Here is a 19,041-nt window from a genome sequence, read left to right on the forward strand (position 1 = left end):
CCCCGAAGATCCTATCCGAAAGAATAGCACGCTTCGGGCCGATTCGGGGCATCGCGGCGCGGGCGGGGCGCGGCGGCGATCATTCCCACCAGCGGTCGATCTGTGCGATCTGCGCGTCGGACCAGCCGAAATGATGCGCCAGTTCATGGACCATCACATTGGTGACCAGATCGGCCAATGTCACATCCCCGCGCGCCACCCATTCGTCAAGGATCGCGCGGCGAAACAACCAGATCGCCTGCGGGCGTTGCGGCTGATCGGCCACCGACGCCTCGGTCAGCGGGATACCGTCGTAAAGGCCGGTCAGCGTGTAGGGATCGTCGATGCCCAATTCGTCGAGCATCGTATCGGGGGCAAGATCGACAACGCGCAGCGCCAGCCTCTGCGCGGCGGTGCGATAGGTTTCAGGAAGCGCGGCGAGGCTGGCGCGGGCCAGCGCCTCGATCACCTCGGCGTCGGGGGCGGCGATGTCTTCCCAGCCGGTTTGCGGGTTGGTCATGCGGTGCTCCTGCGGCGGATCCGTGGGGAAGGCCGGTGCCGCAGGCGTATTTGGGGAACAATGAAAGGCAGGCGCAAGGGGGGGGCGGGTCAGGCCTTGAAGGTCAGCCGGACCAGAAGGCCGGGCCTGGCGTCGTCGAGTTCGAGGCGGGCCTCGTGCAGTTCCGCGATCACGGCGACCAGGGCAAGCCCCAGCCCGCTGCCCGGCGTGGTGCGCGAACGTTCCAGCCGATAGAGGCGGCGCAGCACATTTTCACGCTCTTCCTCGGGGATGCCGGGGCCGGTGTCGGCCACCTCGAGCACCACCGCGCCGAGCGTGCGACGCAGGCGCACGGCGATTTGGCTGCCCGCCGGCGTGTGGCGCAGGGCGTTCTCGATCAGGTTGGCCAGCACCTGGCCCAGCAGGCCTTTCTCGCCCATCACCCTGGCCCCGCCCTCGCTGTCGCGGCAATCGTCGCTGAGCGAGATATGCTGGCCGCGGTCCTCGGCGCTGGGCTCGAATATCTCGACGAAGGTGCGCGCCAGATCCGACAGATCGACCGGGGCGAAGCGGGCCTTGGGGCTGCCGCCCTCGATCTGGGCGATTTGCAGCAGCGACTGGAAGGTGGCGACGATGCGGTCGGCCTCGGCCCGGGCGCGGGCGGCAAGTTCGGCATCCTCGGGGCTGAGGCTCTCGCGTTCCTCAAGCTGGTTGAGCATGACCGAGACCCGCTGAATCGGGGTCTTCAGGTCATGGGCGATGTCGGCCGAGACCTGGCGGAGCGCCTCGGTCGCGGCCTGCTGGCGGGCGGCCATCCGGTCGATGCGATCTCCGATCAGGCTCAGGTCGTCGCCGCGGCCGCGCATCTTGGGCACCCGCGCGGCCAGATCGCCGGTGGTCAGCCGTTCCAGCGTCGCGGTGATGCTTTCGACACGTGCTTTGGAGCGCAGCGCCAGCAGGATGCCGCCCCCCAAGGCCAGCGCGACGGTGGGCAGAAGCGTCAGGATCAGTACATTGCGGAACATGTCGCCCAGGCCGCTCATCTGGTCGCGGCTTTGGGCCACGATCAGCTGACCACCGAAGAAGTTCCCGGCAAGGCCAAGGTAGTTGCCGCCCGAGCCCTTGGACCCCGGCGGCAGATTGATCTGAAGATAGCCGTTCTGCCCGCGGCTGAGCGCCACGTTGCCAAACACCTGCCCATCGGGGGCCAGGTAGGTGAGGATGCGGCGCGAAGGGTCGGTGACCTGGGCCTCGGCCTCGATCAGCGCGGCCAGCGCGCCGGCCGAGGGCGCGGCGCGGAAACCCGCCATTTCCTGCGCCAGATCGGCGCGCATCGTGCCTTCCAGATTGTTGCGCACCACCATGTAGCTGGCACCGAAGGCCAGCGTGCTGACCAGCGCGAACAGCATCACCAATGCCAGCGCCAGGCGCAGCGGGGTCGAAAGCAGCAGGACGGACCAGCGCCGCGCCATGGCGCCGCCGCCGGGGCCCCAGGCGTGGCGGCTTGGCGCCGGCGCCATCGTCAGGCCTCGATCCGGTAGCCGGAGCCGCGCACCGTCTTGATCAGTTCGTGGTCAAAGGGCTTGTCGATCTTGGCGCGCAGGCGGCTGATATGGGTTTCCACCACGTTGGTCTGCGGATCGAAGGAAATGTCCCAGACCGCTTCCAGCAGCATGGTACGGGTCTGCACCCGGCCCTTGCGGCGCAGCAGATGTTCCAGCAGCGCGAATTCGCGCGGCAGCAGGTCGATCTCTTGTCCCGCGCGGGTGACGCGCCGGGCAAGCAGATCCATCTTCAGATCGCCCGCGCTCAGGACGGTGGTTTCCTCCTTCAGATGCGGGCGGCGGCCCAGGGCCTGGATCCGGGCCGAAAGCTCGCCGAAGGCGAAGGGCTTCACCAGATAGTCGTCGCCGCCGGCATTCAGGCCCTCTATCCGATCATCGACCCCGCCCAGCGAGGTCAGGAACAACACCGGCGTGCGATTGTGGGCCGCGCGCAGGGCCTTTACCAGCGACATGCCGTCCAGCCCCGGCAGCATCCGGTCGATGATCATCACGTCATAATCGCCCGAGGTGGCGTGGATCAGCCCGTCGCGCCCTTCCGCGGTCAGGTCGACGGTGTGGCCCTCTTGGCGTAGGCCCTCGGCAATGTATTCCGACGTCGTCGCGTCGTCTTCCACGACCAGTATCTTCATGTCGTCCCCGGATCTGGGCTTGCGGCTGCCTTGCGCGGCGCGGGGCGCCTGTTCTGATGTCCTAGCTTCACTCGCCGCCGCGCGCCAGCCTTGCGGGGCATGCGCGTCGGGTGCCAGAGCGCGTCCGGCGCGGGCAGTCGGGTCCTTGCGGGGCATCAGAACCGGGTGCTGCGGTCGGTGGCAGGGCCGGGGCCGGCATCGGGGCCGGGGCCGGGCCGGGCGCTGCGGCGATGGTCGCGCGGCAGCCGCAGGGTGATCGGGCGGGGGCCGGTCCCCAGCCAATAGGCGATCGCCGCCGCCGCGCTGCAGGCGAGCAGGGTGAAAAACACCAGCGTCCCGAGCCATAGCGCCGTCACCCCCGCCAACACCGCGAGGAAGCTCGCTAGATAGCCTTTGATCGTCTGCATCGGTGAGCCCTCCGAATGATCTTTGCTGCCCTACATCTGCGCGATCAAGCTTCCAGCGCGATTGTCCAAAGATTGCAAAACTGTAATCTGTGCGCGGAATCTCCCGGCCGCCGGGTCCAAGGCCAGCCCATGCGGCCGCCCGCCGGTGTTCGGTGCCCGCGCTTGACCGGCGCGATCATATCGGGAAGGGTCGAGACCGAAGCGCGCTGGCCGGGGCGCGGCGCATGCCCCGGCGCCCCGGCCAGCCGGCGGGACCTGCAGCCAAGAGGGGCCTGAATGACCGAAACCGCGAAACCCAGGCAGGGTGGCAAGGGCAGCAAGAAAGGCAAGACGCGGCGGCGCAAACCCGCCCGCGCCCCGGCCGGTGCCCCGCCGGGGCGCATCGTCGCCCAGCCCGGCGCCCACGCGACACGGCTGTCTTTCACCGCCTTCCATCCGGGCGGGCTGAGCCATCCCGAGGATCTTGATGCGGCGCTGGCGATCCTGGCCGCGCCGCCGCCCTCTGCCGGGCAGGATGCCCCCGGCGGCGGGTTGTGGATCGATATCGTCGGCCTCGCCGATACCGCCCGGATCGAGTCGGTCTGCGCGCGGCTGGGCCTGCACACGCTGTCGGTCGCGGATATCTTCAGCACCGGGCAGCGTCCCAAGACCGAGATCTACGAGACCTACGTCCATGTCGTGCTGCGCCAGCCGCTGAGCACCACCCCCTATGTCGACGAACAGCTGACCCTGATCCTGGGCGACCGGTTCGTGCTGACGGTGCAGGAGCGTCCCGGCGACAGTTTCGATCCGGTGCGCCAGCGGCTGACGGTCGGCGGGCCGAGAATCCGCAGTTCTGCCGGCTATCTGGCCTATGCGCTGATGGATGCGCTCGTCGACGCCTATTTTCCGGTACTCGAAGCCTATGGCGAACGCACCGAGGAACTGGACGACCGGATCCTGGACGGCGCCGGCGATGGCGTGATCGGCGAAGTCCACAGCCTGCGGCGGGAATTGCTGTCCTTGCGGCACACGCTCTGGCCACAGCGCGAGGCGGTCTCGGCGCTGATGCGCCACGACGTGCCCTATGTGACCGAGGAACTGGCCACCTATTTGCGCGACGTGGCCGATCACTCCTCTCAGCTGATGGATATGGTCGAAGTCTATCGAGAGGTGGCACAGGGACTGGTCGATCTGCATCTGTCGATGATGTCGAATCGGATGAACGAGATCATGAAGGTGCTGACGATCATCGCCACGATCTTCATCCCGATCACCTTTATCGCCGGTCTCTACGGGATGAACTTCTCGACCGAGTCCCCGTGGAACATGCCCGAGCTGAAATGGAAATACGGCTACCTCTATGCGCTGGGGCTGATGCTGTGCTCGACGGCGATCATGCTGTTCACCTTCTGGCGCCATGGCTGGATCGGCGGGCGGCAGAAGACCGGCGCCAGGACGCCCGAAAGCCAAGGCCACCAGCGCGGGCGACAGGACGGCGCGGGCTAGCGCGGCCCATCTGGCCGCGCTAGGTGAGGCGCCCGCCGATCAAATGTGGGCCCTCCGCCGACCGCCGGCTTCACCCCGGCGCGGCGCGGGGCTCACGGGCGTCGTACACGCTGCCCCAAAGTTGATTGCAGATTTGTAACCTTGGCGACAGGGGGATGCGAAGCTGCCTTGGCATCTGTCATGCATCGCGTCGGAGCAGGCACGCCTGACCGACTGGCAGGAACAGGAGCAATGCTTATGAATACCCCCACACCGAAATCTCCTCGTCGGCGCCTGGCATCATTGGCCCTGGTCGCTGCGTTGGCCTCGTCCTCGGCGATGATCGCCGTGCCCTCGGCCAGCTTCGCCGAACCGCCCGGAGGCTGGGCCAACCTGGTGCAGAAGGTCTCGCCCGCCGTGGTCTATATCGAGGTCACCGAAACGGCCGCGAAATCGCAGCAGGAAGAACAGCGGAACATGCCGGACTTCCCGTTCCAGGAGTTCAGCCGCCGCTTCGGCATTCCCTTCCCCGGCATGCCCCAGCAGCAGGCGCCGCAGGGCCGGATGCATGGCGTGGGCTCGGGCTTCATCATCAGCCCCGACGGCTACATCGTGACCAACAACCACGTCGTCGCGGGCGCGCAGACCATCAAGGTGAAGCTGACCGACGGCAAGGACTACACCGCGAAGGTGATCGGCCGCGATCCGGGCACCGATGTGGCATTGATCAAGATCGACGCGACGAACCTGCCCTTCGTCAAGTTCGGCTCATCGACCAAGATGCGCGTGGGCGATGACGTGATGGCGGTGGGCAATCCGTTCGGTCTGGGCGGCACCGTGACGTCTGGCATCATCTCGGCCAAGGCGCGCGACATCGGTGACGGCATCTATGGCGACTTCCTGCAGACCGACGCCGCGATCAACAAGGGCAATTCGGGCGGGCCGCTGTTCAATGAACAGGGCCAGGTGATCGGCATGAATACCGCGATCATCTCTCCGACCGGCGGCTCTGTCGGGATCGGCTTCGCGGTGCCTTCGGACATCGTGCAGAAGATCGTCGGTCAGCTAGAGCACGGCGGCCGTGTCGATCGCGGTTGGCTGGGCGTTCAGATCCAAAGCGTTTCGCCCGACGTGGCGGCCGCGCTGGGAATGGACAAGCCCCAAGGTGCAATGATCGCCGAGGTGATGCCGGACAGCCCGGCGATGAAGGCGGGTTTCAAGCGCGGCGACATCATCACCAAATTCGGCGCGACAGAGATCAAATCCGTGCACGACCTGCCGCGCGCCGTGGGCATGACCGCTCCCAACACCCAAGCCCAGGTGCAGATCCTGCGCGCCGGCAAGCCGATGACGATCACAGTCGATGTCGGGCAGATGAAACAGACCCAGAAGAAAACCTGATCGCGGTCGGACGCGGAAAATCGCCCGGGTGGCGCGGGTCTTGGCGCCTCCCGGATCCGGAATCGGGCCGGGCGAGCGTCTGTTCGAACTTCCCCGAAAGTCCCGTCCCCTCGGGACGACGCCATTCGGTCTGATGCGCGGGTCCGGCCCTTTCCCTAGGGTCGGGCCCGTTGCCGTTTCGGCGTCCTGGCCGCGGTCATGGCGGGGCCCTTGAACCGTTCGGGGCCACCGCTGCGCGCTCGCAGGGCGGCGGGTTCTTCTTGCATTCGCGGGCTCGGGAAGAAATGGTGCTGCTGGACAGGATTGAACTGTCGACCTCTCCCTTACCAAGGGAGTGCTCTACCACTGAGCTACAGCAGCGCCGGTGGGCGGCTGATTAGACGATGATGCCCCCCGGCGCAAGGGCAATCTGGACCCTTTTCGGCCGCTCTTGTAGGAAGGGCCCATGGAGCAAAAACCCCGCAAGTCCGACCCCACCGACAAGCCCGCGCCTTCGGCCCGCGAAGAGCGCCTGAAGGCAGCGCTGAAGGCCAATATCGCGCGGCGCAAGGCACAGGCGCGTGCGCAGGCGCAGGCACGCGGCGACGACAGCAACGACAAAACAACATGAGGGCAGGCTGATGGATTCCATTCTGGTACGGGGCGGCTCGGCGCTGAACGGTACGATCGAGATCGCCGGGGCGAAGAACGCCTGCCTGGCGCTGATGCCGGCGACCCTTCTGTCGGAAGAGCCGCTGACCCTGACCAACGCGCCGCGGCTGTCCGATATCCGCACGATGACGCTGTTGCTGCAATCTCTGGGCGTCGAGGTGCAGGGGCTGCAGGGCGGCAAGGTGCAGGCGATGTCCTCGCATGGCGAGATTTCGCCGCTGGCCGATTACGACATCGTGCGCAAGATGCGGGCCTCGAACCTGGTGTTGGGGCCCTTGCTGGCGCGACTTGGCAAAGCGGTGGTGTCGCTGCCCGGCGGCTGCGCGATCGGGGCACGGCCGATGGATATCCATATCGACGCGCTCGAGGCTCTGGGCGCCGGGATCGAACTGCGCGATGGCTATCTGCACGCGACGGCGCCCGGCGGGCTGAAAGGGGCCAGCTACGCAATGCGCTTTGCCTCGGTCGGCGCGACCGAGAATTTCCTGATGGCGGCGGTGCTGGCCAAGGGGGGCTCGGTTCTGCGAAACGCCGCGCGTGAACCCGAGATCGTCGATCTGGCGAAATGCCTGCGCGCCATGGGGGCGCAGATCTCGGGCGAGGGGACCTCGACCATCGAGATCCAGGGCGTGGACCGGCTGCATGGCGCCACCCACCCGGTGGTCGCCGACCGGATCGAGCTGGGCACCTACATGCTGGCCCCGGTAATCGCCGGCGGAGAGGTCGAGTGCCTCGGCGGCCGGCGCGACCTGATTGGCGCCTTCTGCGACAAGCTGGAGGCCGCGGGCGCCGAGATCGAGGAGACCGAGCGCGGGCTGAAGGTGGCGCGCAAGAATGGGCGCGCGCGCGCGGTTGACGTGGTCACCGCCCCCTTCCCGGGCTTCCCGACCGACCTGCAGGCGCAGATGATGGCATTGATGTGCACAGCCGAAGGCGTCAGCGTGCTGGAAGAGACGGTGTTCGAGAACCGCTTCATGCATGCGCCGGAACTGATGCGCATGGGGGCCGATATCGACGTCCACGGTGGCCACGCCACGGTGACCGGGGTAGAGCGGCTGAAGGGTGCGCCGGTGATGGCGACGGATCTGCGCGCCAGCGTTTCGCTGATCTTGGCGGGGCTGGGCGCCGAGGGCGAGACGCTGGTCAGCCGGGTCTATCATCTTGACCGCGGCTATGAGCGGGTCGAGGAAAAGCTGGGCGCCTGCGGGGCGCAAGTGGAACGGGTGAAGGGCCAATGAGCGACGCACGGTTCGAGGACGGGGGAGAGAAGCCGCTCTATCTGGCGGCGCGGGATGCCGAGGATCTGCAGGTGCTGTCCTCGTTGGTACAGGACGCGGTCCTGACGGCCGGAGACATATCCTGGCAGAAAGGCCGGCGCCGGCTGGCGCTGCTGCTGAACCGCTTCCGCTGGGAGGACCACAAGGCCGCCCAGGTGGCGCGACGCCCATATGAGCGGGTGCGCGCGCTTCTGGTGGTCGAGGGCGCCCTGTCGGTGCGCACCCAGGGCATCGCGCGCGACGACCGCGAGATGGTGCTGTCACTGCTGTCTGTCGCCTTCGAGCCGGGCGAGGACGGCGCCGGGCGCGTGGTGCTGACGCTGGCCGGCGACGGCGCGCTGGCGATCGAGGTCGAGGCGCTGGAGGTGACGCTGAAGGACGTGACGCGGCCCTATGCGGCGGCCTCGCGCAAGCCGCCGGAGCATCCGGCCTAGGCAGGCCGGGGTGCCGATCTCGGCGCCGGGGGTTTCACACCCCCGGACCCCCGTGGAGTATTTCCACCAAGGCGAACATCAAGAAGCGCCCATTGCTTGCTTTCATTGTTCCTCAAATACGCCGGGGGAGCAGGGGGCAGCGCCCCCGCCTGCCGGCCGGCCTGCGCTTTGCCCTTGCCAGCCCGGCCCCCGCGCCGCATCTTGGCGCCCGAGCCGGTGGCGATGGCGTCGCCAAGGGGGCCGGTCGCGCCCCGGGCTTGGCGGCATCCGGTATCCGGCCCGCCCTCGTCCTGCACGCCGGGACCTTTCGGGGCCCGGGCGGACGCCAGGCCCTCAACCTAAGGTCTGAACGATGAACACCAAACGCCCCGCCTTCTATCGCTTCGCCAACGGTGACAAGGCCCCGCTGCCCTTCGCGCCCGAGGAATACGAAGACCGCATCGCCGGACTGCGCGACATCCTGGATCTGCATTCGCTCGACGCCGCGGTCCTGACCTCGATGCACAACATCGCCTATTATTCGGGCTTCCTCTATTGCAGCTTCGGGCGTCCTTATGCCTGCGTCGTTACCCGCGACGCCTGCGTCACGATCAGCGCGGGCATCGACGCGGGCCAGCCCTGGCGCCGCTGCCATGGCGAAAGCCTGACCTATACCGACTGGACGCGCGACAATTTCTGGCGCGCGGTAGCCCATGTGACGGGCGAGGGCCGCGCGCTGGGGTTCGAGGCCGATCATCTGACGCTGGTGCAGTCGGAAAAGATCAATGCCTTCCTGAAGCCGGCGCGCGGCATGGATATCTCGCCCGCCACGATGCAGCAGCGCATGGTGAAAAGCCCCGCCGAGATCGACCTGATCCGCGCCGGCGCCGCGGTGGCGGATGTCGGCGGCTACGCGATCCGCGACGCGATCCGCGAGGGCACGCGCGAGATCGACATAGCCATGGCCGGCCGCGACGCGATGGAGCTGGAGATCGCCAAGCGCTTCCCCGATGCCGAATACCGCGACACCTGGGTCTGGTTCCAGTCGGGGCCGAACACCGACGGCGCCCACAACCCGGTGACGGCGCGCAAGCTGAGGCGCGGCGATATCCTGTCGCTCAACGCCTTCCCGATGATCTCGGGCTATTACACCGCGCTGGAACGCACGCTTTTCGTGGGCGAGGTCGACGCCGCCAGCCAGGGCTACTGGCAGGCGAACGTGGCCGCGCATGAATACGGGATGAGCCTGCTCAAGCCCGGTGCCTCCTGCGCCGAGGTGACGGCGCAGATCAACGCCTTCCTGGCCGAGCGCGACCTGCTGCAATACCGCACTTTCGGATATGGTCACAGCTTCGGCCTGCTCAGCCATTACTATGGCCGCGAGGCCGGGCTGGAACTGCGTGAGGATATCGACACGGTGCTGGAGCCGGGAATGGTGATCTCGATGGAGCCGATGCTGACCATCCCCGAGGGCCGGCCCGGCGCCGGCGGCTACCGCGAGCATGACATCCTGGTGATCGGAGAGGACGGGTCCGAGGACATCACCGGCTTCCCCTACGGCCCCGAGGCCAACGTCCTGGCGTAAGCGCAGCGCATTTCTTCTTCACGTCCGGCGGTCCTTGGGTCGGCGCGAAAACGGGCGAACAGGGCGCGTCGGACGTGTCACGGAACTGGCGTGATGATTGTTGCGTTGCGGCAAGGCAGCTTCGCACCGTAAAAGAATATGTCGGGCTTGACGCCAAACTTGCTTCATGGCGCTGATGCGCAAGTTCCGACCCGAGTTGAAGAAAGGACGCCCGGATGACCCTTGCCAAACCGACCCTTCTGGTCAGCCGACGCCAGACGCTGCGCGTTCTGGGGGCTTTCGCGATGACCGGGGCGGTTGCCGCCTGCGCCGGCCGGCCAGACGATGTGGCCAAGTCCGAGACCGATCCCGCCGTTGCGCCGGTCGAGGCGCCCTCGCCCGCCACTATCGCCCGCTATCAGGCGATCCAGGATCACGGCTATACGATCCAGGCCGTCAACCCGGGCTATCTGACCGGATCGAACGCAAGGGCGCTGGTCTATTACAACGGCTCCGAGCAGCCCGGGCATATCGTCATCGACCCCTATGCGCGCCGGCTGTATCTGGTGCTGGAGAACGGGATGGCGATCCGCTACGGCTGCGCCGTCGGCAAGCAGGGCAAGACCTTCTCGGGCGACGGGGTGATCGAGCGCAAGGTGCAATGGCCCAGCTGGCGCCCGACCCAGAACATGATCGAGACCGAGCCCGAAAAATATGGCGATTACGCCGATGGCGTCGAGGGCGGGCCGGAAAACCCGCTGGGCGCGCGCGCGCTCTATCTTTATCGCAACGGGCGCGACACCTATTACCGCATCCACGGCACCAACAACCCCTCGACCATCGGCCGGGCCACCTCGGCCGGCTGCATCCGGCTGTTCGACCAGGATATCATCGACCTCTACAACCGCGTGCCGCGGGGAACCCAGGTCCATGTGCGCACGCCCGACGAATCGGCTATGATGATCGGCCCGCTGCGGCCCGGATTTGACGGCTATGTGACCCCGGTCAATGATCCCGATCAGAAGGTCACCGGACCGCTGGCCGACCAAATCCTCGATAACAGCGAAACCGCGACCGACGTGGCTGTGGCCTCTGCCACCCAGGCGCTGAGCGCGCAGCAGCCGCAGCTGACCCCCGCGGCGACCGGCCAGCCCAAGAAAGTCTACTAGCCGCCGCCGCCTCGCCCCTTAGAACGGACAGGTGGCCTTGAAGGTGGCGCCGTGGCCGCCGTCGGGGTGGTTCAGGCGCAGGCTTTCGGCATGCAGCATCAGGCGTGGGAAATCGCGCGCCGGACCGTCTGCATAGAAGGGATCGCCCAGGATCGGGTGGCCGATCTCCTTCATATGCACCCGCAGCTGGTGGCTGCGCCCGGTCTGCGGCATCAGCCGCACGCGGGTGGTGCCGTCTTCGTGCTTCAGCACGCGCCAATCGGTCACCGCGGGCTTGCCGCGGTCGTGATCGACATGTTGCAGCGGCCGGTTCGGCCAATCGACGATCAGCGGCAGATCCACGGTGCCGGTCTTGTGCGCCACTTCACCCCAGAGCCGGGCGACATAGATCTTCCTGGTCTTGCGGGTCTCGAATTGCAGCGACAGGTCGCGCTGGGCGGCCTTGGTCAGCGCGAAGACGATCACCCCCGAGGTGTCTCGGTCCAGCCGGTGCACCAGCAGCGCCTCGGGGAACACCGCCTGGGCGCGGGCGATCAGGCAATCGGCCAGGTCCGGGCCCTTGCCCGGCACCGTCAAAAGGCCCGGGGGCTTGTCCAGCACCAACAGGTGATGGTCGTGGTGCAGGACGCGCAGCGCCTCTTGCGGCGGGTCGTAGGCGTCGCTCAAGGGATCATCCGCTTGATCGCGGCGACATGTTCGGCGCGCGCGGCGCAGGCATCGACGGTCAGGTCCGCGACCGTCGCGGCCAGTGCCTCGGGGGCGACGATACGATCGATCAGGCCCCAGGCGGCGGCCTCTTCCGCGCCGATGCGGGCGCCGGCCATCAGGATCATCTTGGCACGGGCGGGCCCGACCAGCGCGGCCAGGCGCGCGGGGTCCGAGGGCTGCGGCAGAAAGCCCAGCTTCATCACCGGGTAGAACAGCTTGGCGCCCGGTACCGCGATGCGCAGATCGCAGGCCAGCGCCATGCCCATCGCCCCACCCGCCAGCGTGCCGTTCAGCGCGGCGATCGTCAGACAGGGCAGCGCGGCGATGGCGCCCGACAGCCGTTCCCACACCGGATCGCGGGCAAGGCCGGCGCGCGCCTCGTCCAGATCCGCCCCAGCCGAGAACACCTTGCCGGTGCCGGTCAGCACCAGCGCGCGGGCGCCATCGGCCCCGGCGCGTTCGACGCCGTCGGCCAGCGCGGCCAGCATCTCGCGGGTCATGGAATTGGCCTTTTCGGGGCGGTCGATGGTCAGCGTCCAAAGCCCGCCCTCGGCCCGCGTCTCGATCATTCGGTCAGGCCGATCCGGCGGCGGATCGCCTCGTCGCGCAGCTGTACCTCTTCGCCCAGCAGGTCGTCGGCCTCTGCCGAGCACATCCACAAAAGCGCCTTGGCGGGCCAATCGGCGGGGACGTGGACGCCCGGGTCCAGCTGGCTGACCGGGTTGATGCCCGAGGCGCGGATCTTCACCTGCATCTCGGTCGCCACGGTGCCGGGCGACAGGCCCATGATCCGCAGCCCCGCGGGCCCCGCCTCATGATGCGCGACCCGGGTCAGCATCGCCGCCCCCGCCTTGGCCGAGCAATAGGCCGACCAGCCTTCCAGCGGGTTGTGCGCCGCGCCGGAACTGACCGTGATGATGGTGCCCGAGCGCCGCGCGATCATCCCGGGCATCACCGCGCGCATCCCATGGAACACGCCCTTCAGATTGATGTCGATCGCCTTGCCCCAGGCGGCGGGATCGGCCTGGGCCAGCGGCGCGATCGGCTCGATCACCCCGGCGTTGTTGATCAGCACGTCGACCGGGCCGAAGGCGCCTTCCAGCCGCTGCACCGCGCCCATCACCGCCGCCGATGAGGCGATGTCGCAGGGCAACGCGATGGCCCCCGCCCCGAGATCTGCCGCCAGTGCGGAAATCTCTGCCTCGGAACGCGCGATCAGACCAACCTTGGCCCCCGCCTTGGCAAAGGCCCGCGCCGCCTCTGCGCCGATCCCCCGGCTTGCCCCGGTGATCGCCACCACCTTGCCCGTCATTCCTGCCGTCGCGCTCATCGCGGTCTCCTTCATCGCCAATCCGTGAAGTCTTAGCGCAGCGCCCGGGGGACGGAAAGCCTTGACCGCCCCCGGTTGCCGCGCAAGGGTTTTTACAACCAGACGCCGTGCAAAGGATCGCCATGCGAGGCAACATCATTCTGGCCGGACCGGCGGCGCTGGCGGCGCTGCTGGCCGGATCGGCGGCCTTCGCGGATGTCACGGTCGATCAGGTCTGGCAGAACTGGACCAAGACGTTCGCGTCCGGCACGGACGGCATCACGGTCGGTAGCCGCAAGCGAACCGGCAAGACCCTGGCGCTGAAAGACGTGCACACGACGATCATCAACCAGGGCTCGACCACCCGGTTCGCGATCGGCGAGATCGACCTGACCCAGAGGCCGGACGGGACGGTCGCGATGCGCATGTCGCCCACGATGACCTATGCGGTTGACGTCGCGGCCCCGGGCAGGCCGCCGATGTCGTTCACGCTGCTGGCCACGCAGAAGCACATGAAGGCCGTGGTCTCGGGCAGGCCCGACGACATGATCTATGATTTCAGCGTGGGCGATGCGACGCTGCGGATAACCGACGCCAGGGTCGGCGATCAAGCGGCTCATGTCGGGCTGACGGCCACCCTGACCGGCGCGACCGAACGGCTGGAGAACACAACCACGGCCAGGTACGGCCCGGTCAACGTCGCCTTGACGGCCAAGGTCGGCGGCCTGGCCGTGGCTTTCAGGGCCGGGCGGCCCGGGGCCGCGCAGGGCGGCGTTCTGGATCTTGACGTCAAGGGGCTGACATTCGCGCTGGATGGTCACGATATCCGGGCCATGGCGGCAGGGCATCTGGCGCGGGTATTGAAGGCTGGTGCCTTTATGTCGATGGGGCTGGGCTTCCGGTCGCTCGACGCAAACTATTCGCTGGACTTCAAGGACGGCCATAGCCACGGCAGTGCCGCCGTGCGGAACGCCAGGATGAGCGTCGCGATGGCTTCGCCCGGGGTCAGCGTTGACCTTTCCAGCGGCCGGACAGGGGTTTCGGCCTCGTTGCCCAAGGGGCCGCTGCCCAAGGTGTCGCTGAATCTGGCGCGCGCCGTTCTTGACGTGACGATGCCGCTGCGCCCCGACGCGGCGCCGCAGGATTACGCGATGAAGCTGGATCTGGAGCGGTTGACGACGGGCAAGGGGATCTGGCGGCTGATCGACCCCGGGGACCTGCTGCCGCATGATCCCTGGACCATGGCGGCGGATCTGGCCGGCAAGATGACGGTCCTTGGGGATTTCGCTGGGCGGGCCCAGACGCCGGGGGGCGCCCGGGCTTTGCCCGCCAGGCCCGACACGATCGACCTCAAGTCGCTGAAGCTGGCGGTCGCGGGGGCGACGCTTTCGGGGCATGGCGCGTTGGCCTTCCAACAAGCGGCGGGCGCGGCGAAGCCTGCGCCCACGGGCGAGATCGACCTGCGCATGGCCGGCGTCGAGACGCTGATCAAGGATCTGGTCAGGATGGAGCTGGTGCCCAAGGACCGGGCGACCGAGGCCAGGGTTATGCTGGCGGCGTTGACCGAGCCGGGCAAGACGTCCGGCACACTGGTCTCGAAGATCGCATTCACCAGGGACGGTCATGTGCTGGCGAACGGACGACGGGTGAAATAGCGGCGTTTGCGACCGCCTTCCGGCCCGGCGCCGGTGCGCGTCTTGCGCGGCGGGCGCAGCCGGGATAGGCCGGAAGGAATTCGCGCAGAGCAGAGAGAGAGCCGCATGTCCGACAGTCTCGAAACCCTCGCCCATGCCCTATTGGATGCCGCCCGCAAGGCAGGCGCCGAAGCCGCGGATGCGCTGGTGGCCGAAGGCACCTCTGTGTCCATCGACGTGCGGGGCAGCGTATTGGAACAGGCCGAACGGTCCGAGGCGGTGGAACTTGGGCTGCGCGTTCTGATCGGGACGCGCCAGGCCTGCGTTTCGGCCTCGGACACGCGTGCGGAAACCCTTAGCGCGGTGGCCGAACGCGCCGTCGCCATGGCCCGCGAGGCGCCCGAGGATGCTACGGTGGGGCTGGCCGATCCGTCACAACTGGCAACTTCTTGGGATCTGGCGGCGCTGGAAATGGCCGACCCGACCGATGAGCCCGACCCCGCCGAACTGGAGAACGACGCACGCCGCGCCGAGTCCGCCGCGCTGGCGGTGAAGGGCGTCAGCCAGGTGCAGGGCGCCGGTGCGGGGTATGGCCGCAACCGCATCCATCTGGCTGCGACCAACGGCTTTTCGGGCGGCTATGCCCGCACCTCGCGCGCCACCCATTGCGTGGCGATCACCGGCGAGGGCACGAAGATGGAACGCGACGGGTTCGGCGACGGTCGGGTCTGGCAGGCCGATCTGATGCGCCCCGAAGAGATCGGCCGTACCGCCGGCGAACGCGCGGTGGAACGGGCCGGCGCGCGCAAGCCACGCACCGGCGCCTATCCGGTGCTTTACGATGAACGTGTCGCGGCCTCGCTGATCGGGCATCTGCTGGGCGCGGTGAACGGCAATGCCATCGCGCGCGGCGCCAGCTGGCTGCGCGACGCGCTGGGCGAGTCGTTGCTGCCCGAAGGGCTGAGCCTGATCGAGGATCCCTTGCGCCCCCGCGCGGGATCGACCCGGCCCTTCGATGCCGAGGGGCTGCCGGCGACGGCGCGCGCGATCGTCGATCGCGGTGTGCTGACCGGCTGGACGCTGGATCTGGGCACGGCGCGCAAGCTGGGGATGGAAAGCACCGCCAGCGCCTCGCGCGGGACCTCGTCGCCGCCTTCGCCCGGCATCACCAACGTGGCGCTGACCCAGGGCAAGAAAAGCCGCGCGGATCTGATCGCCGAGATGGGCACCGGCCTTCTGGTGACCTCGATGATGGGTTCGTCGGTGAACCCGACCACCGGGGATTATTCGCGCGGCGCCGCGGGCTTCTGGGTTGAGGGCGGAGAAATCGCCTATCCGGTGAACGAATGCACCATCGCGGGCAACCTGCGCGACATGCTGCGCCGGATCATTCCGGCCAACGATGCGCGGCTGCATCTGTCCACCGTCGTGCCCTCGCTGCTGGTCGAGGGGCTGACGCTTGCCGGCGCCTGACGACGATCTGGCGCTGCTGACCGACGCCGCGCGCGAAGCGGGGCGGATCGCGCTGCGCTACTGGCGGAAATCCCCCGATGCCTGGGAAAAGGCCGACGGTGCCGGCCCGGTGACAGAGGCCGACCTGGCCGTGAACCGGATGCTTGCCCAGGAACTGCGTGCCGCCCGGCCCGATTACGGCTGGCTTTCCGAGGAAAGCGAGGACGACCCCGCGCGGCTGGAGGCCGAGCATGTGTTCATCATCGACCCGATCGACGGCACCCGCGCCTTCCTGCGCGGCGAGGACACCTTCGCCCATTCGCTGGCCATCGCCCGGCGCGGCAGGGTGGTCGCGGCGGCCGTGTTCCTGCCGGCGCTGGGACGGTTCTATTCCGCCAGCCTGGACACGCCGGCGCAATGCGATGGGGCACCGCTGGCGGTCTCGCCCGCGACGAGGGCCGATGGCGCGACGCTGCTGACCTCGCAGGCGGGACTGCGGCCGGGGCTGTGGCCCGGTGGGGTGCCCGCGGTACGCCGAAGCTTTCATACCTCGCTAGCCTATCGGCTGTGCCTGGTGGCCGAGGGGCGCTATGATGCCGCGATCACCTTGCGCGACGCGTTCGAGTGGGACATCGCGGCGGGCGATCTGATCGCGCGGCAGGCAGGTGCGACCGTCAGTGACAAGCTGGGCCGGCCACTGGCCTACAACGCGCCGACGCCCCGTGCCGCCGGCATGCTGGCAGCGCCACCAAAGCTGCACGCGGCGCTGATGACCCGTCTCTCCGTGGCTTCCCCGCCCGGATCCGCCGGCTAGGCATCCTTCAGGCCCCCGTCATGCCTTGGCGGGTCAGGCCTTGCCGATCAGCCCCGCGGGCGCGTTCTCGGCCTGGACGAAATCGCGCGGCGGGGTATCGACCACGGCGGTATTGAGCTTGAATTCGCAAATCACCTCGCCCTCGGCGTTGTCCTCGGTCGAGGCGACGATCAGCGCGCGGTACAGGTGTCGGCTGCCATCGTAGATGTCGACCACACCGCGCAGCTGTGGGTCGCATGCGGCATCCAGGGCAAAGCCGCCGTCCCACAGGCGCAGGACCGGATAGACCGCATCCCCCACATGGACCCGCAGGCGCGACCGGCGCCGCTGATCTTCCTTGCGCGCCAGTTTCAGACTTTCGCGGATCTCCGCGGGCAGATGTTCCAGCATGGCAGCCTCCTACAGACAGACAAAGTCTGACGCCCAAACTCCGAAAATCAAGTAAAGGTTTCACGTCTTTGTGCCACGCCCGTGACCCGCCGGGGTCACGCCACGGAACGAAAATGCTCGACCATCGCCACCAGATCCTCGGGTGGGGTCGAGGCTGGCAGATAGGCGCAGGCGTTGCCGGCATGCATGAAGATCGACCCGTCAGAGAACATGTTGCTGTCGGTCAGGAAGATCACCTTGGCATTCGGGTGGCGATAGCTGGCGAAATCGGCCACCGTCAGCGCGCTACCCTCGGTCAGGTCGAGATTGACGACCAGCAGGCTGACGCTTCGGGTCTGCATGACGATGACGGCCTCGCGCTGGCCGGGAACGGAAATGACCTCCAACCCCTGGCACTGGAGAGAGGTCTGCCAGCGCCGGGCGCGCTCGGTGTCATGTTCGACAATGAGAACGGGCATGCCGTTGCTTCCCCACCTTTTTCACCGCATCCCGCCGACCCCGTTCGGGGGAAAGATTAGCAAATGATGCGGCCTTTTGACAGCAACCGCCGACGTTTCGGCCATTTCATGCCCGATTTTGGGCGAACGGGGCCGTTTCGACAGTGTAGAAAAGGGTAGGAAAAGGGACTGGGACCATGATCGCGCAAGGATATGACACCGGGCTTCCGCAGGATTCGGTTCTTTATGCAGCCTTGCTTGCGCGTGATTCGGCTTGGGACGGACGGGCGTTCGTCGGCGTTACGTCGACAGGTATCTTCTGTCGCCTGACATGCCCGGCACGCAAGCCACGCCCCGAAAATTGCCGCTTCTTCCCTTCGCCGGCCGCTGCGCTTGCGGCCGGGTTCCGTGCCTGCCGACGCTGCCACCCCCTGGCCCCCGAGGCCTTGGCCGATCCCCTGGTCGACGCCCTTCTGGCCGCGCTCGACGCCGCGCCCGAGGTGCGCTGGACCGAAGCGCGCGTGACCGCGGCCGGGTTCGATCTGTCCACCGTGCGCCGGGTCTTCCGGCGGCATTTCGGCGTGACATTCCTGGATCTTGCCCGCCAGCGGCGCCTGGGCGCGGGGCTGAAGACGCTGGCCGCGGGGGGCAAGGTGATCGAGGCGCAGCTGGAGGCCGGCTTCGAATCCCCCTCGGCCTTTCGCGCGGCCTTCGCCCGGTTGCTGGGGGTCGCCCCCGGCGCGCTGGCCCGCGACGCGCTGCTGCGGGCCGATTGGCTGGAAACGCCGCTTGGGCCGATGATCGCGGTGACGGATGCACGGACGCTGCATCTGCTGGAATTCGTCGGACGCAAGGCCCTGCCGACCGAGCTGCGGCGCCTGCACGCGGCGGTGCGCGGCAGCCTTGGCGTCGGCACCCTGCCGCCGCACGACCTGATCGCGCAAGAGCTTGCCGCCTATTTCGAGGGCCGTTCCGCCGACTTTGCCGTCCCGCTATCGCTGCATGGCACACCATTCACCCGGCGCGTCTGGCAGGCGCTGCGCGCGATCCCGGCTGGAGAGACGCGATCCTACACCCAGGTGGCACAAACCATCGGCCGGCCCGATGCGGTGCGGGCCGTGGCCCGCGCCAATGGGGCCAACCAGATCGCGCTGATCGTGCCCTGCCACCGGGTGATCGGCGCCGACGGGGCGCTTACCGGCTATGGCGGCGGGCTGTGGCGCAAGCAGCGGCTGATCGAACTGGAGCGCCAGTTCGCCCCGGCGCCAAGCTGATC

Annotated in this window: 20 protein-coding genes and 1 tRNA gene; 11 read left to right on the forward strand and 10 right to left on the reverse strand. The window is 67.9% G+C overall.

The window, feature by feature from the left end:
- Positions 1-79: 79 nt before the first annotated feature.
- From BLV97_RS00980 to BLV97_RS00995, 4 genes are all read right to left on the reverse strand, one after another.
- On the reverse strand, positions 80-499 hold the full coding sequence (locus tag BLV97_RS00980; protein ID WP_092163904.1) for a metallopeptidase family protein: 420 nt from the start codon (positions 497-499) through the stop codon (positions 80-82).
- A gap of 89 nt (positions 500-588) precedes the next feature.
- Positions 589-1,998, reverse strand: a complete 1,410-nt coding sequence (locus BLV97_RS00985; RefSeq protein ID WP_244520924.1) for a sensor histidine kinase — start codon at positions 1,996-1,998, stop codon at positions 589-591.
- Positions 1,999-2,000: 2 nt separating this feature from the next.
- Entirely contained in the window at positions 2,001-2,672 is a 672-nt protein-coding gene (locus BLV97_RS00990; protein ID WP_035845174.1) for a winged helix-turn-helix domain-containing protein, read from the reverse strand.
- Between the two features lie 155 nt (positions 2,673-2,827).
- Entirely contained in the window at positions 2,828-3,079 is a 252-nt protein-coding gene (locus tag BLV97_RS00995; protein WP_035845172.1) for a hypothetical protein, read from the reverse strand.
- Positions 3,080-3,355: 276 nt separating this feature from the next.
- Between BLV97_RS00995 and corA the strand changes: the two genes are divergently transcribed.
- The gene (corA, locus tag BLV97_RS01000) at positions 3,356-4,567 is read left to right on the forward strand and encodes a magnesium/cobalt transporter CorA (protein WP_051646221.1); all 1,212 of its coding nucleotides are present in this window, start codon (positions 3,356-3,358) and stop codon (positions 4,565-4,567) included.
- Positions 4,568-4,804: 237 nt separating this feature from the next.
- On the forward strand, positions 4,805-5,947 hold the full coding sequence (locus tag BLV97_RS01005) for a Do family serine endopeptidase (protein ID WP_035845217.1): 1,143 nt from the start codon (positions 4,805-4,807) through the stop codon (positions 5,945-5,947).
- Positions 5,948-6,232: 285 nt separating this feature from the next.
- Here the strand turns inward: BLV97_RS01005 and BLV97_RS01010 are convergent.
- Positions 6,233-6,307, reverse strand: a tRNA-Thr gene (locus BLV97_RS01010).
- Between the two features lie 85 nt (positions 6,308-6,392).
- On the opposite strand from BLV97_RS01010, the gene BLV97_RS21090 reads away from it, so the two are divergent.
- From BLV97_RS21090 to BLV97_RS01030, 5 genes are all read left to right on the forward strand, one after another.
- A complete protein-coding gene (locus BLV97_RS21090) occupies positions 6,393-6,557 on the forward strand; it encodes a hypothetical protein (protein WP_176992622.1) in 165 nt (54 codons plus the stop codon).
- 10 nt (positions 6,558-6,567) lie between these two features.
- Positions 6,568-7,836 (forward strand): UDP-N-acetylglucosamine 1-carboxyvinyltransferase, encoded by a 1,269-nt coding sequence (gene murA, locus BLV97_RS01015; protein WP_092163905.1) that lies wholly within the window; start codon positions 6,568-6,570, stop codon positions 7,834-7,836.
- Positions 7,833-8,309: a DUF2948 family protein gene (locus BLV97_RS01020; protein ID WP_035844635.1), complete on the forward strand. Its 477-nt coding sequence runs from the start codon at positions 7,833-7,835 to the stop codon at positions 8,307-8,309. Before murA ends, BLV97_RS01020 begins: the two co-directional genes overlap by 4 nt.
- Positions 8,310-8,661: 352 nt before the next feature.
- Positions 8,662-9,873 (forward strand): aminopeptidase P family protein, encoded by a 1,212-nt coding sequence (locus tag BLV97_RS01025; RefSeq protein WP_035844633.1) that lies wholly within the window; start codon positions 8,662-8,664, stop codon positions 9,871-9,873.
- A 215-nt stretch (positions 9,874-10,088) separates the two neighbouring features.
- A complete protein-coding gene (locus BLV97_RS01030) occupies positions 10,089-11,021 on the forward strand; it encodes a L,D-transpeptidase (protein WP_051646184.1) in 933 nt (310 codons plus the stop codon).
- An 18-nt stretch (positions 11,022-11,039) separates the two neighbouring features.
- Here the strand turns inward: BLV97_RS01030 and BLV97_RS01035 are convergent, their stop codons facing one another.
- The 3 genes from BLV97_RS01035 to BLV97_RS01045 are packed head-to-tail and all read right to left on the reverse strand — an operon-like array spanning position 11,040 to position 13,059.
- A complete protein-coding gene (locus BLV97_RS01035; protein WP_035844631.1) occupies positions 11,040-11,687 on the reverse strand; it encodes a pseudouridine synthase in 648 nt (215 codons plus the stop codon).
- Positions 11,684-12,298 carry an enoyl-CoA hydratase/isomerase family protein gene (locus BLV97_RS01040; protein ID WP_035844629.1) on the reverse strand — a complete coding sequence of 205 codons (615 nt, stop codon included), beginning with the start codon at positions 12,296-12,298 and terminating at the stop codon, positions 11,684-11,686. Before BLV97_RS01040 ends, BLV97_RS01035 begins: the two co-directional genes overlap by 4 nt.
- Complete coding sequence (locus tag BLV97_RS01045; protein ID WP_244520925.1) at positions 12,295-13,059, reverse strand: SDR family oxidoreductase; 765 nt, start codon at positions 13,057-13,059, stop codon at positions 12,295-12,297. The genes BLV97_RS01040 and BLV97_RS01045 overlap by 4 nt, the downstream gene beginning before the upstream one ends.
- 122 nt (positions 13,060-13,181) lie before the next feature.
- Between BLV97_RS01045 and BLV97_RS01050 the strand changes: the two genes are divergently transcribed.
- From BLV97_RS01050 to BLV97_RS01060, 3 genes are all read left to right on the forward strand, one after another.
- A complete protein-coding gene (locus BLV97_RS01050) occupies positions 13,182-14,693 on the forward strand; it encodes a DUF2125 domain-containing protein (protein ID WP_035844627.1) in 1,512 nt (503 codons plus the stop codon).
- 105 nt (positions 14,694-14,798) lie between these two features.
- On the forward strand, positions 14,799-16,145 hold the full coding sequence (locus tag BLV97_RS01055; protein WP_035844625.1) for a TldD/PmbA family protein: 1,347 nt from the start codon (positions 14,799-14,801) through the stop codon (positions 16,143-16,145).
- Positions 16,132-16,938, forward strand: a complete 807-nt coding sequence (locus BLV97_RS01060) for a 3'(2'),5'-bisphosphate nucleotidase CysQ (protein ID WP_035844623.1) — start codon at positions 16,132-16,134, stop codon at positions 16,936-16,938. Before BLV97_RS01055 ends, BLV97_RS01060 begins: the two co-directional genes overlap by 14 nt.
- A gap of 33 nt (positions 16,939-16,971) precedes the next feature.
- Here BLV97_RS01060 and BLV97_RS01065 read toward each other — a convergent pair whose 3' ends face one another.
- Together BLV97_RS01065 and BLV97_RS01070 are read right to left on the reverse strand one after the other, a co-directional pair.
- Entirely contained in the window at positions 16,972-17,328 is a 357-nt protein-coding gene (locus BLV97_RS01065; RefSeq protein WP_035844621.1) for a hypothetical protein, read from the reverse strand.
- 95 nt (positions 17,329-17,423) lie between these two features.
- Complete coding sequence (locus BLV97_RS01070) at positions 17,424-17,786, reverse strand: response regulator (protein WP_035844619.1); 363 nt, start codon at positions 17,784-17,786, stop codon at positions 17,424-17,426.
- Between the two features lie 176 nt (positions 17,787-17,962).
- Between BLV97_RS01070 and BLV97_RS01075 the strand changes: the two genes are divergently transcribed.
- Positions 17,963-19,039 carry a bifunctional transcriptional activator/DNA repair enzyme AdaA gene (locus BLV97_RS01075; RefSeq protein WP_035844617.1) on the forward strand — a complete coding sequence of 359 codons (1,077 nt, stop codon included), beginning with the start codon at positions 17,963-17,965 and terminating at the stop codon, positions 19,037-19,039.
- Positions 19,040-19,041: the final 2 nt, after the last annotated feature.

It is taken from the genome of Allgaiera indica (genome assembly GCF_900106675.1).
GTDB lineage: Bacteria > Pseudomonadota > Alphaproteobacteria > Rhodobacterales > Rhodobacteraceae > Acidimangrovimonas > Acidimangrovimonas indica.